The organism is Massilia sp. 9I, from assembly GCF_902506415.1.
GTDB lineage: Bacteria > Pseudomonadota > Gammaproteobacteria > Burkholderiales > Burkholderiaceae_D > Telluria.
This window is the reverse complement of record NZ_LR733275.1, coordinates 957,477-971,120: the sequence shown is the minus strand read 5'-3', so window position 1 is coordinate 971,120 and position 13,644 is coordinate 957,477. Positions and strand designations below refer to the sequence as shown.

The 13,644-nt window shown below is 66.1% G+C and carries 7 protein-coding genes; 5 read left to right on the top strand and 2 right to left on the bottom strand.

Annotation, left to right across the window (positions count from 1 at the left end; genetic code table 11):
* The first annotated feature begins 15 nt into the window (after positions 1 to 15).
* Positions 16 to 1,476, top strand: coding sequence for a metalloprotease TldD (gene tldD, locus GV068_RS04420; RefSeq protein ID WP_159696181.1), 1,461 nt, complete (start codon positions 16 to 18; stop codon positions 1,474 to 1,476).
* 853 nt (positions 1,477 to 2,329) lie between these two features.
* Positions 2,330 to 3,712 carry a transposase gene (locus GV068_RS04415; protein ID WP_229463717.1) on the top strand — a complete coding sequence of 461 codons (1,383 nt, stop codon included), beginning with the start codon at positions 2,330 to 2,332 and terminating at the stop codon, positions 3,710 to 3,712.
* 226 nt (positions 3,713 to 3,938) lie between these two features.
* Here the strand turns inward: GV068_RS04415 and GV068_RS04410 are convergent, their stop codons facing one another.
* Entirely contained in the window at positions 3,939 to 6,815 is a 2,877-nt protein-coding gene (locus GV068_RS04410) for a TonB-dependent receptor (protein WP_159696180.1), read from the bottom strand.
* 506 nt (positions 6,816 to 7,321) lie between these two features.
* Between GV068_RS04410 and aroG the strand changes: the two genes are divergently transcribed.
* Positions 7,322 to 8,380 (top strand): 3-deoxy-7-phosphoheptulonate synthase AroG, encoded by a 1,059-nt coding sequence (gene aroG / locus GV068_RS04405; protein ID WP_159696179.1) that lies wholly within the window; start codon positions 7,322 to 7,324, stop codon positions 8,378 to 8,380.
* 60 nt (positions 8,381 to 8,440) lie between these two features.
* Here aroG and GV068_RS04400 read toward each other — a convergent pair whose 3' ends face one another.
* Complete coding sequence (locus GV068_RS04400) at positions 8,441 to 11,305, bottom strand: TonB-dependent receptor domain-containing protein (protein WP_229463715.1); 2,865 nt, start codon at positions 11,303 to 11,305, stop codon at positions 8,441 to 8,443.
* A gap of 384 nt (positions 11,306 to 11,689) precedes the next feature.
* Between GV068_RS04400 and GV068_RS04395 the strand changes: the two genes are divergently transcribed.
* Entirely contained in the window at positions 11,690 to 12,628 is a 939-nt protein-coding gene (locus GV068_RS04395) for an ABC transporter permease (RefSeq protein ID WP_159696177.1), read from the top strand.
* Positions 12,625 to 13,644, top strand: a complete 1,020-nt coding sequence (locus GV068_RS04390) for an ABC transporter permease (RefSeq protein WP_159696176.1) — start codon at positions 12,625 to 12,627, stop codon at positions 13,642 to 13,644. The genes GV068_RS04395 and GV068_RS04390 overlap by 4 nt, the downstream gene beginning before the upstream one ends.

Sequence of the window (13,644 nt, the reverse complement as noted above, 5' to 3'; positions counted from 1 at the left end):
ACGACCGAACGCAAAATGAAACCATTCGAACCGAACCTTTCTTCCCTGGCTGTCGCACGCGACGTGCTGCTGACGCCATTCGGCCTCGACGAGGGCAAGCTGCTGAACGCGCTGGGCTCGATGTTCACGCACAAGGTCGATTACGCCGACCTGTATTTCCAGTTCACCAAGAGCGAGGGCTGGAGCCTGGAAGAAGGCATCGTCAAGACCGGCAGCTTCTCGATCGACCAGGGCGTCGGCGTGCGCGCGGTGTCGGGCGAGCGGACGGCCTTTTCGTATTCCGATGACATTTCCGAAGCGGCGCTGCTGGATGCGGCGGCCGCCACCCGCACCATTGCCCGCGCCGGCAGCGGCAAGGTAAAGATCGCCAGCGCGGCGCGCCCGACCGGCGGCCGTTCGCTCTACCTGCCGCACGATCCGCTGGCCTCGCTCGACGCGACCGCGAAAGTGAAGCTGCTCGAGCGGGTCGAGAAGATGGCGCGCGCCAAGGATCCGCGCGTGGTGCAGGTGATGGCGGGCCTGGCCGGCGAATACGATGTGGTGCTGGTGGTGCGCAGCGACGGCGTGCTGGCCGCCGACATCCGCCCGCTGGTGCGCGTGTCGGTTACCGTCATCGCCGAGCAGAACGGCCGGCGCGAAGTCGGCTCTTCCGGCGGTGGCGGACGCTACGATTACGGCTACTTCAGCGACGAGCTGCTCGACAAGTACGCGACCGAAGCGGTGAAGTCGGCCTGCGTCAACCTGGAAGCGCGTCCGGCGCCGGCCGGCCCGATGACCATCGTGCTCGGCCCGGGCTGGCCCGGCGTGCTGCTGCACGAGGCGGTGGGCCATGGCCTGGAAGGCGACTTCAACCGCAAGGGCTCCTCGGCCTACGCCGGCCGCATCGGCGAACGCGTGGCGGCCAAGGGCGTCACCGTGGTCGACGACGGCACCCTGCAGGACCGCCGCGGCTCGCTCAACATGGACGATGAGGGCAACCCGACCCAGTGCACCACCCTGATCGAGGACGGCATCCTGAAGGGCTATATTCAGGACACCATGAACGCGCGCCTGATGAAGATGCCGGTCACCGGCAACGCGCGCCGCGAATCCTTCGCCCACCTGCCGATGCCGCGCATGACGAACACCTACATGCTGGCCGGCGACAAGGACCCGGAAGAGATCCTGGCCTCGGTCAAGAACGGCCTGTACGCGGTCAACTTCGGCGGCGGCCAGGTCGACATCACCAACGGCAAGTTCGTGTTCTCGGCCAGCGAAGCCTACATGATCGAGAACGGCAAGATCAGCTATCCGGTGAAGGGTGCGACCCTGATCGGCAATGGCCCGGAAGTGATGAACAACATCTCGATGATCGGCAAGGACATGCGCCTGGATTCGGGCGTCGGCGTGTGCGGCAAGGAAGGCCAGAGCGTGCCGGTGGGCGTCGGCCAGCCGACCCTGCGCATCGAGGGCGTGACGGTGGGCGGCACCGGCTGATCCTGCGCTTGCGCTGACAGGACAACGCCCGGCTCCGGCCGGGCGTTGTCGTTTCGTGGCCCGCTTTCTACGTTCAGAAGCGGTAGGTCACGCGCGCATACACCGTGAAGCCGAGCGGGTCGGTGTAGCGCGGGTCATTGCTGAACAGGGTCTGCTCGGCCAGGGCGCTGATCTGGTCCTTGAGGCGGATGTTCCAGTAGTCTAGCGAGAAGCTCAGGTTCTGGGCCGGTTCGACGACGAAGCCGGCATTCTAGGTGCGCGCGCGTTTCGGGGATACGTCGCAATTGCTGCCCTCGCGGATGAATTGCTGCTGGCCGCAGGCGATGTTCGGGTTGGCGCCGGGCGCCGGCACATCCCCCCGGGCAGAGCAAGGGGGCGTCATAGGTGTTCGAGGTGTTGGTGCTAGCTTGCGGACTGTACAGGTCGAACAGGGTCGGGGCGCAGAAAACCCTTGTTGAAGGAGCCGCGCACCAGGAGCTAGCGGCTCGGCTGCCAGCGCAGCGACACCTTGGATTGAAGCTGCCGCCGACGTCGCTTTAGTGGTTGTAGCGCGCCGCCACGTTGAGCTCCAGGTCCTTGATGATCGGACGTTGACCTCGCTGAACAGGGTCCAGATGCTGCGCTGGCCGGCCTGGTCGCTGGCGTCGGCGTAGCCGGAACTCGATGCCTGCGAGGCCAGCGCGCGGTCGATGAAATACTTGACGCGGTGGCGCCGGAACTCGGCGCCGATCGCGAAGCCGAGCGGCCCGCCGTGCAGGCTCAATAGCTCGCGGCTAGCGCGCGCATCGACCGCCGCGATGTGGATGCGCGCATTTGTACGGACAGCCTTCGGATGAACTTGGCGGAGCGCGCAGTGTCAAAAACCTATCTTCCCCATACTTGGCGCGACATGCTGCTGGCCCATCGCATCCGTCTTGAGCCGACACCGGCGCAGCGCGACTATTTTGCGCGCGCCGCCGGCACCGCGCGCCGGGTCTGGAACTGGGCCCTGGCTGAGTGGAACCGGCTCGCAGCAAGCGGGCAGCGCCCGGACGCGATGCGGCTCAAAAAGCACTTCAACGCCATCAAGTACGCCCACCCCGACTGGCTCGACGATCAAGGAAATCCTTGGCTGCGCACCGTCCACCGCGACGCCCATGCCCAGCCATTTGCACACCTGGCGCGGGCCTGGTCGCGCTATTTCGAAGCGCGCCGGACCGGCGAGCACGCCCGCCCGCCCCGCTTCAAGAAGAAGAGCCGCTGCCGCGACAGCTTTTATGTTGCGAACGACCAGTTCCGGATTGAGGGCAAGATAGCTGTCCTGCCCAGGGTCGGCAGGGTTTCTCTGTCTGAGACGCTGCGCTGGCCGGGCAAGATTATGGGAGGCTCGGTGTCCCGAGAGGCGGACGACTGGTTCCTGGCGGTGCAGGTCGACGTGCCGGACGATGTCGGCAGATGCAGGCGCAGCGGGAGCGGCGTCGTCGGTGTCGACCTCGGCATCACGGCCGCCGCCACCTTCGACAGCGGGTACAAGGTCGCCGCGCCTCGCCCTTTGAAAGCGGCGCTGCGCCGCCTGCGCATTCGCAGCCGTCGACAGAGCCGCAAGCACGAGGCAGCAAAGGCCCTGGCCGGGATCGACGTTGGCGGCACGAAGGGATGGACGCTGCCGAAGTCGAAAAACCAGACCAAGGGAGCGAAAGCGCTGGCTCGCCTGCAGGCAAGGATCGCGCGGGTACGCCGGGACTTCCTCCACAAACTGACCACCCGCCTGTGCCGTGAAAACCAAGCAGTTGGGATCGAGGACCTACATGTCAAAGGGATGCTGGCCAACCACCGGCTGGCAAGAAGCATCGCCGACATCGGCTTTCATGAATTCCGGCGCCAGCTCCTGTACAAGGCGCAGCGTTATGGCACTAGGATCGTGGTGGCCGAGCGCTGGTATCCGTCCAGCCGCCTGTGTTCGGGCTGTGGGGCAAAGAACAGCAAGCTCGCGCTGGGCGAGCGAAGCTGGACCTGCGGCTGTGGTGCACGACACGACCGCGACGTGAATGCCGCCATCAACCTTCAACGGCTCGCCACCGCCGCCCTCGGGGTGGAAACGGCGCTACCCGTGGCTAGCCAGGCGTTGACGCCGGGCACTGCCGCCGGAACGGTTCCGGCGGCAGGCGGGAAAGTCACGCCTGCTAGGCACGAACACGGTCAACAGGACGGCTCGGGGCAGGAAGAGAACGCTGCGCACTTGCGCGCACGTTTTTGATAGCAGCCGGTGATTTCGACGCGCTGCACCGGTGCGGCGGTCGGAGTAGGCGGCTGCAGGCCGGGCGGCGAGGTCTGGGCCAGCAGCGGCGGCGCGCACAGACGAGGCCGCAGGCGAACAGGCGGCGCAGGATGCGCGCGAGGATGGTTTTGTTCATCATGGTTCCGTTAATGAAGGGAGGAAGGCCGCGCCTGCCGGTAGGGAACCGGGAGGCGCGGCAGGGCCGTCAGAAGGTGTAGCGCGCGCCCAGGGTGAAGAAGCGGCCGACCGCGCCGGCATAGTCGAGCGGGTTGTACGACACGGCGCCGTAGGTCAGCGGATCGAGCGGCGCGATCTTGTCGAACACGTTCTGGATCGAGCCGAACACTTCCCATTTCGGCTGCGGCTTCCAGCGGAACACCAGGTCGACGGTGGTGAACGAGGCCAGTTCGCAGCCGCCGGGGGCGTCGTTGCCGTTGGCGAAGTGGCTGGCGCAGCCATCCGGGTCGTCCTTGAACAAGGTGTTGTCGATCTTGCCGCGGTATTGCACGTTGGCCGATACGCGGAGGTCGCTGCGCTCCCAGCTGGCGCGCAGGTTGGCGCGGTTGTCCGGCGTACCCACGCAGTTGGTCACGTCGCAGTTGCCGTGGGTGCCGGCAAAGTCGCGCGAGCTGCCGTCCTGTTCGGTGCGCAGCCATTTGAACAGGTGGGTCCACTTGGCGTCGAACACCAGGTTGCCCATGCCGTTCGGCAGCGGCAGGCTGTGGCGCGCGTCGAGGTCGAGTCCGCGCACCTTGGTCTGGGCCGAGTTGACGTAGCTGGCCAGCACCGCGGTGATGGCGCCGGGGTCGCCCGGGATGCCGGCCTGGGCCGTGCTGGGGTCGCGCGCCACGCGCCCGGCCAGGATGGCGGCCGGGATCTGCTCCTGGTTGATCTCGTTCTTGCGCTTGATTTGCCAGTAGTCGAGCGAGATGCTGGTGCGCGGCAGCGGATCCCAGATGACGCCCACGTTGTAGCTCTTGGAGCGTTCCGGATCGAGGTCGGGGTTGGGCGAGGTGATCAGGGCGATGTTGGCCGGGTTGCAGGCCACCTGCACGCCGAGCGCGCAGCGCACCGGGTCGGAAGCGTTGGTGAAGGCGGCCAGGCCGCCGACCCCGTTTTCCGCCGGGCTCGGGGCCCGGAAGCCGCGCGCCCAGGTGGCGCGCAGGGCGATCTGGCGCAACGGCGTCCATTTCACGCCGACCTTCGGCGTATAGGCATTGCCGACGTCGGTGAAGTGGTCCCAGCGCATGGCGCCGGTCACTTCGAGGCCGGAAATGACCGGCGCCAGCACCTCGCCGTACATGGCGAACACGTTGCGCTGGCCGTCATAGGCCGAATAGCCCAGGCCGATGATGTTGCCGCGCTCGGTGCCGGTGCTCGGCTCGAGCACGGCTGCTTCGTGGCGGAACTCGGCGCCCACGGCCACCCCGAGCGGTCCGCCGGGCAGCTTGCCGAATTCGTGCGTGGCCTTGAAGTCGATCTGACCGATCTCGGTGTGGGCCTTGTTCGAGATTTCCGGCGACAGCGCCGCGTACACGGCCGGCGAGTTCAGGCCGGCGTTTTCGCCGATGCGCCACAGGGTCCCGATCGGCAGCGCCCGGTAGCCGGGATTGTTGGCGATGGCGGTCGCCACGTTGGTCGGGGTCGGGTTGAGCAGGGCGAAGGTCGCGTCGCGCTGCAGGAAGCCGTTGCGGGCGTTGCCCACCCGGCTGCGCGAGTAGAGCAGGGAAGTGTCCCACTCCCACCCGTAGTTGGTGCCGCGCGCGCCGAGCAGGGCGCGGATGAAGGTCGAATCGATGTCCGAGCGGCGCGGGCCGACGTCCCCGGCCAGATAGCGCAGTCGCGCCTCGCGCCCGAAATACGGGTTGTCCGGGTGGGTGGGGCCGAAGGCGGCGCCGGCGCCGCTGACCGGGCCGCCGGGGTAGCCCTGGTTGGCGCTGATGGTCGAGGGCGTGGTCGAGGTCCGCGTCAGGCTGTTGTAGAGGTTGAGCTCGGTGTAGCCCTCGATATCGTTCGGCAGCTTGAGGGTGCCGCGGCCGAACAGCGAAGTGTATTCCTGGTCGGGCTGGATCTGGCTGTACAGGAAGGGCGCGTCGATCAGGCAGCCGCCGCCCGGGTCGCCCTGGGGGTGGTTGGTGAAGTTGGTGCAGGCCGCGGCCGGAAAGAAGCGGGTGAAGCCGGCCCCGGCCGGATTGCCGCGGTTGTAGTAGGCCAGCGTGTCGGGATTGCGCACATTGCCGTTGATGGCGCTGCCGGAGGCGTTGTTGCCGGTGATCGCACCGGTACCGCCGAAGCCTTCCTGGGCCGAGTAGCCCCAGGGGCGCAGGTCGGCCTTGCCGACCCAGTCGCGATTGCCGCGTTCGCGGTTCCAGATCTCGTCGGTCTTCTTGTACTCGAAGTTGAGCAGCAGGTTGTAGCCGTCGGCGTCGAGGTCGCCCCTGCCCCAGGTGGCGGCGACATTGTATTGCTGGCCGTCGCCGGCCGTGGCGGTGCCGACCAGGGCGCGCACCGTGCTGCCCTGGAAGTCGCGGCGCAGGATGATGTTGACCACGCCGGCGATCGCGTCGGAGCCGTAGATGGCCGAAGCGCCGTCCTTCAGGATCTCGACCCGCTCGACGGCGTCGGTGGGGATGACGTTGAGGTCGGCGAACACCTTCTGGCCGTCGTCGGCCAGGCCGTAGGGCGCCATGCGGCGGCCGTTGAGCAGCACCAGGGTCGAGGCGGTGCCGAGGCCGCGCAGCGAGATGCCGGAGGCGCCCGCGGCGAAGCCGCCGCCGAAGTTGGCCGGGACCGAACCCGAGTTGTCGACGGCGAGGGTCTGCAGCAGTTCTGCCACCGTGGTCTTGCCCGAGCGTTCGATGTCGGCCCGGTTCACGGTCTGCACCGATGAGGCGGTCTCTGCCTGGGCGCGGCGGATGTTGGACCCGGTGATTTCGACGCGGGCGACCGGCTTCGGCGCGGCCTCCTGCGCGCGCAGGACGGGGGCGGGCAGTAGCAGGGTAAAGCCGACAGACAACAGGCCGACGGCACCGCCGCCGGCGAAGATGCGCCGCAGGGAGCGCGAGAGCAGGGTTTCAGTCATGTCCGGACTCCAGTGGTTGGGTTGTTCCCGCCGCGTCCGCTTTGCCATTGATCAAATGCTGTAAAGACTTTTCTTGTGAGAACACAAGAAGGCTGCGGAGCTTCGGGGCTTGGAGCGACTTTTGCACCGCTGGATCAACCGCGACTGATCCCGCTCAAGGAGCGCGGAAAGGCGGGGAACGGTTGTGTGGTTCCCGCAACCGCTTGCCGAATCTTGTGATGACAATTGGCGTGATGTTGTATTCGCCGCTTCTGGAAAAGGCTTGCCAACCGTTACACAATGGCGTTATAGTCAGGCGAACAAGGTCTCCCGACCCCTCCGGACTTCCCATGCGCCAGCACGTTTTCTTTACCTGCTATTTTTACTTTAGCCATTCCAGCCCTCAGGCGGTGGAGTAGCGGCAGGTTCACGCAGATCACGAACAGTCCGACGCAATCCAGACAAACCGCCAGCGATGGCGGTTTTTTCATTTTCAGCCTCAGCTCACACACATTACGGAGTACAGCATGCCTCGCACCGACGATTTACGCATCCGCGAAATGAAGGAACTGACGCCGCCCGCGCACCTGATCCGCGAGTTCCCGGTCACGCCGGCGGCGGAGCAGACCGCGGCCAGCGCGCGCGTGGCGCTGCACCGCATCCTGCACGGCCAGGACGACCGCGTGATGGTGGTGGTCGGCCCCTGCTCGATCCACGATCCGAAGGCGGCGCTCGAATACGCGCGCGGCCTGGCCGAGCAGCGCGTGCGCTTCGCCGGCGAACTCGAGATCGTGATGCGCGTGTACTTCGAGAAGCCGCGCACCACGGTCGGCTGGAAGGGCATGATCAATGACCCTTACATGGACAACAGCTTCCGCATCAACGACGGCCTGCGCATGGCGCGCGAGCTGCTGCGCAACATCAACGAGCTGGGCCTGCCGGCCGGCACCGAGTTCCTGGACGTGATCAGCCCGCAGTACATCGCCGACCTGATCAGCTGGGGCGCGATCGGCGCCCGCACCACCGAATCGCAGGTGCACCGCGAACTGGCCTCCGGTCTGTCCTGTCCGGTGGGCTTCAAGAACGGCACCGACGGCAACATCAAGATCGCGGCCGACGCGATCAAGGCGGCCTCGCAGCCGCACCACTTCCTGTCGGTGACCAAGGGCGGGCATTCGGCGATCGTGTCGACCGCCGGCAACGAGGACTGCCACATCATCCTGCGCGGCGGCAAGGCGCCGAACTACGATGCGGCGAGCGTGGAAGAGGCTTGCCGCCAGCTGGCGGCCAACGGCCTGGCGAGCCGCCTGATGATCGACGCTTCGCACGCCAACAGCAGCAAGAACCCGCAGAACCAGGTGCCGGTGTGTGCCGACATCGCTAGCCAGATCGCGGCGGGCGACGACCGCATCGTCGGGGTGATGATCGAATCGCACCTGGTGGGCGGACGCCAGGACCTGGTGCCGGGCAAGGAACTGACCTACGGACAATCGGTGACCGACGGCTGCATCGATTGGGAGACCAGCATCGGGGTGCTGGAAGGGCTGGCGCAGGCCGTGAAGCAGCGCAGGTTGCGGCCGGAATAAGGCCCGGAATAAAAAAACGGCGCACCGAGGTGCGCCGTTTTCGTTTGAGCCGCTAGCCGATCAGAACTTGGCGGTCAGGTTCAGGAAGATATGACGGCCCATGGCGTCATACACCTGCGGGTAGGTATTGCCGTTGCCGAACACTGCGGCCACGACACCGGTCACTGGCGGATCCTTGTCCAGCGCGTTGTTCATGCCGGCGCGCAGGGTGAAGTTCTTGTTGATCGCCCACTGGCCCACCAGGTCCAGGTAGTTGCGTGCTGCCAGGCGTTCGTCAGCCGGTTCGAAGTCGGTGGCCAGCAGCGGGTTGTCGCTGGTAGCGTCGAGCTTCACACCCTTGATGTAGCGCCAGGTCACGCCCACTTCCAGGCCGCTCCATGGGGTGCCCCAGACGGCGCGGATCTTGTGGCGGTACTTCGGCAGCGGGGTGCCGCAGCTGGTGCCGTGCAGGCCGGCGCAGTCGTACTGTCCCGAACCCGGGAAGTCTTCCTGCTTGAACTCGTCCAGGAAGGTGGCGATATACGACAGGTCGAGGCTGCCGTAGCCGGACAGCTTCATGCCGTAGTTGGCGCCAAGGTCCACGCCGCGGGTCGAGCTCATGCCCAGGTTCTGGTTGGTCGCGACGATGCGGCCGGTCGGCAGGGCCCACAGGGTGCCGAGACGGTCACGCTGGATCAGCGAGCAGAACTTCGGATCGCCGGTCTGGATACACTGGCTCAGGGTGGTCGATGCCGACAGGCCGCCGATGGTGCCTTCGACCTTCATGTCGAACGCGTCGACGGTCAGGCTCAGGTTACGCATCGGGGTCAGCACCAGGCCCAGGGTGTAGGAGTCCGATTTCTCGGGCGCCAGGCCGGTATTGCCGCCGGTGATGTTGTTGTACTGCTGGGCCGGGCTGTCTTCGATCTTGCCGTACTGGGCAGCCGTGACGCCGGTCAGCTGGCACTGCGCCAGGGTGGCCGACGGGGTGGCGCCGGCGCACGGGTCGCTCGACATGCCGAACAGGCTCAGGCCGCTCGGGGTGAACAGTTCGACCACGTTGGCGGCGCGGGCGGCGCGCTGGTAGCTGAAGCGCACCTTGGCGGCCTGCACCGGCGCCCATTCGAGGCCGGCGCCGTAGGAGTTGGTCTTCTGGCCGGTCGAGTAGTCCGACTTACGATAGGACAGGGTCGCGGTCAGGGAGTCGGCGAACGGCAGCTTTTCCAGCAGCGGGATACGCGCTTCGGCGTAGTAGTCCTTCACGCTGAACTGGCCGGAGACGCCGAAGGTCGGGCCGCCCTGGCCGGCCAGGTCGCCGGTCTGGTAGGCGGTGTCGGTGTCCAGGGTCAGCTTCTCGGTGCGGTGTTCCCAGCCCAGGGCCAGGCCGATGCCGCTGCTGGCGGTCGGCAGCTTCAGGCCATAGTCGCCCAGGTTGGTCGACAGGTTGATGCCCTGTACCGACTGGTGGGTGCTGCCCTTCTGGAAGCCCGGGGTCTGCAGGTAAGCCAGTGCTTCAGGCGTGACCTTGCCCAGCGACCAGATGTTGTACGGGACGCAGTTCGGGTCAGTGCCGTCGACGACGCTCTGGCAGACCGGCTGGCCAGCGGCGTTGGTGACGACGTTCAGCGCGCGGCCGATGCGCACGTTCGAGAAGTCGTTGAAGTAGGTTTCCGAGTACAGCACCTTGCCCACTTGCGCGAAGGCGTCGTAGGTCCAGTTGCCGACGTCGCCCTTGACGCCGATCACGCCGCGGTAGGAGGTGTGGCGCTGGTCGTCCTGGCGGCCGCCGCCTTCGACGTTGCGGCGGAAGATCAGGGCGTCGGCGGTCTGGCCCGGAGCGGTCAGGCCGAGGTCACGGCGCCATGCCGGGGTCAGGAACGGGTTTTCGTAGCGGATCGCATTCGCGCCCGAGGCGTCGAAGCCGAACAGGCCGGACGGGGCGATCTGCGCCACGGTGTGGTCATCGTGGAAGCTGGCCTCGGTGTACAGGCGCGCCTTGTCGTTGATGTCGTAGTGGGTGAAGCTGCTGAAGGTGTAGCGCTCCGACGGACGGCGGAAGTAGTTCAGCGGACCGTAGTTGTACTGGTCGGTCGCGGCCACGTAGGGACGGGTGTTGCCGGCGGCGTCAGCGACGGTGCGCTGGCCGGCGTCGGTGAAGAAGCGGCCCGGGAAGCTGGTGCCCGAACCGCCGCAGTTGAAGGTGTTGCCCGAGCTGAAGCCGTCCAGCGAGCAGGCGGTGAAGTCGCGCTCGGACTGCAGCAGCGCGTCTTCCTTCTTGTAGCCGATGAAGGCGACGGCATTGCCGCGGCCGTCGGCGAAGTTACCGCCCAGCAGCAGGTTGACGTCCTTGACCTTGCCGTCGGCGCCCTTGTCGCCCGGCACCGGGAAGTTGCGGCGTTTGGCTGCCTCGGCAGCGGCGCCGCCGTTCTGGTCGTGGTTGTAGAAGGCGTAGTTCGACTCGATCTGCACGCCCTGGAAGGTGTCGTTCATGATGAAGTTGACGACACCCGCCACCGCATCCGAACCGTAGATGGCGCCGGCGCCACCGGTCAGCACCTCGACGCGCTTGATCAGCGATGCCGGGATCTGGTTCAGGTCGGCTGCGGTATTGCGTGGCGAACCCGACGGCAGGCGGCGGCCGTTGACCAGCACCAGGGTGCGGTCGGCGCCGAAGTTGCGCAGGTTGACGGTTGCGGTACCGGAGGAGCCGTTCGAGATCGAACCGCCCTGGTCGGCGAAGACCTGGGGCAGGTTGTTCAGCAGGTTTTCGACCGAACGCGTGCCTTCGAGCTTGATGTCCTTGGCGCTGACCACGGTCACCGGGCTCACGCTTTCCAGGTTGGCGGTCGCGATGCGCGAGCCGGTCACTTCCACGCGCTGCAGTTGCTGGCCTTCGGCAGGCGCTTGCTGCGCGTCCTGCGCATAGGCGGAGGCGGCGAATGCCATGCCGCCCGCAAACATCAATCGAACCGAACGAGATAATACTGTTTCAACCATCATGTCGAGCTTCCCAGGTAAGCTCCGCGGCTCTTTTTCTTGAGTCGGCCGCAGAGAAGTTTCGAGACATTGCCGCACAAGTGCAAAATCGGCATCTTTTCCTGCATGGCAATAAATACAATGACATACATACGCTGTCAAATGGAATGTCTGTACAAGTCGAAAAAACAACTGCCCAGCAAAAGTCTTTACAAACGGAATATTTAGAGTTATAGGCGGGAAATAAAATGGAATGGTCGGGCGCCGCCATGGCATGCTGTCAACCCGGCAAAATATGCGCTATCGTTACGCGCCCGGCCGGCCAGGCGCCGCCCTAATTACTTCAGGAGATCCATGCTTCGCTTTATCGTCCGCCGGCTGTGGCAGATGCTGCCGACCATGCTCGGGGTCGTGGTGCTGGTCTTCGTGCTCTTCAACTGGGTGGGCGGCGACCCGGCCTACCTGCTGGCCGGGAAGATGGCCGACACCGCCGCCATCGAGAACATCCGGCGCCAGCTCGGCACCGACCAGCCCTATACGGTGCAGCTGTGGATCTTCGTCAAGCAGATCCTGACTTTCGACTTCGGCAATGCCTGGAGCACGGGCGAGCCGGTGTCGCACATCATCTCCAGCCGCCTCGGGCCTTCGCTCACCGTGCTGGTGCCGCTGACCATCCTGGAAACCGTGCTCGGCATCGCGCTGGCGCTCAGCATCGCCTTCGTGCGTGGCTCGCTGACGGACCGCGCGGTGATGGTGGCCTGCACGGTCGGCATGTCGATCTCGATCCTGGTCTACATCATCGTGTTCCAGTACCTGTTCGCCTACAAGCTGGGGCTGTTCCCGGTGCAGGGCTGGGGCAATAGCCTGGGCGAGAACCTGCTGCGCTATGCGCTGCTGCCCATCATCATCGGCCTGGCCGTCTCGATCGCGCCGACCCTGCGCCTGTACCGCAGTTTCGTGCTGGACGAAGTAGGGCAGGACTACGTGCGCACCGCGCGCGCCAAGGGCTTGCCCGAGCGGCGCGTGGTCTGGGTCCATGTGCTGCGCAATGCCGCGATCCCGATCATCACCCACGTCATGGCGAACCTGCCGGCGCTTCTCATCGGCGCGTTCCTGCTGGAGCGCTTCTTCGGCATTCCGGGCATCGGGCGCGAAGTCATCCTGGCGGTCGAACGCAGCGACTTCCCGGTGATCAAGGCGATCACGGTCTATGTCGCCGCCGCGACCATGGTGTTCAACCTGCTCGCCGACCTGCTGTACCAGCTTGTCGATCCACGGGTGAAACTGACATGAGGATGGCTACGACGAACGCGCGCGCACCCGGACTGTGGGCGCTGGCCTGGCGCCGCCTGCGCGCCGACCGCGTGGCGATGGCCGCGCTGGCGGTGGTGGCGGCTTTCCTGTTGATGCTGCTGCTGTCCGCCACCGGCCTGGTGGCGAGCGATTGGGAAGACGAGGTGGCGGTCAACTACGCGCCGCCAAGCTTCGTGGGCGCGGATGCCGGCACGCGCGCGCTGGCAGCGGCCCAGCTGCCGCGCGAGACGCCGCCGAACGCCTTCGATCCGCTGGCCAACGAACTGGCGCAGCTCAAGGCGCAAGTCCGCGCCGCGCATCCGCCCGTGCAGAAAGCCACCACGCTGTCGTTCGGGGCCGACAAGTGGGGCCACGACATCGTCAAGAAGACCATCAAGGGCGGCGAGACCTCGATCGTGGTGGGCCTGGTGGCCGCCCTGGTGGCGGTGACCCTGGGCACCCTGTTCGGGGCGCTGTCCGGCTTCTACGGCGGCATCGTGGACGACCTGTTCAACTGGTTCTACAGCATCTTCACCTCGATTCCCTCGATCCTGATGATCCTCACCGTGGCTGCGGTGCTGCAGCAGAAGGGTGTGATGACCATCGTGCTGATCCTCGGCCTGACCGGCTGGACCGGGCCTTATCGCCTGATGCGCGCCGAGTACATCAAGCACAAGGCGCGCGAGTACGTGATGGCGGCCGACGCCATTGGCGCCTCCAGTTGGCGCCGCATGTTCGGCCACATCCTGCCCAACGTTTCGCACGTGGCCCTGGTGCAGATGTCGATCCTGGTGGTCGGCTTCATCAAGGCCGAAGTGATCCTGTCCTTCCTCGGCTTCGGTGTGCCGGTCGGCGTGGTCTCCTGGGGCAGCATGCTGAACGAGGCGCAGAATGAACTCATCCTGGGCAAGTGGTGGCAACTGGCCGCCAGCGCGAGCGCGATGGCGCTGCTGGTCACCGCCTTTTCGCTGTTTGCGGACGCCCTGCGCGACGCGCTCGACCCCAAGCTCAAATGA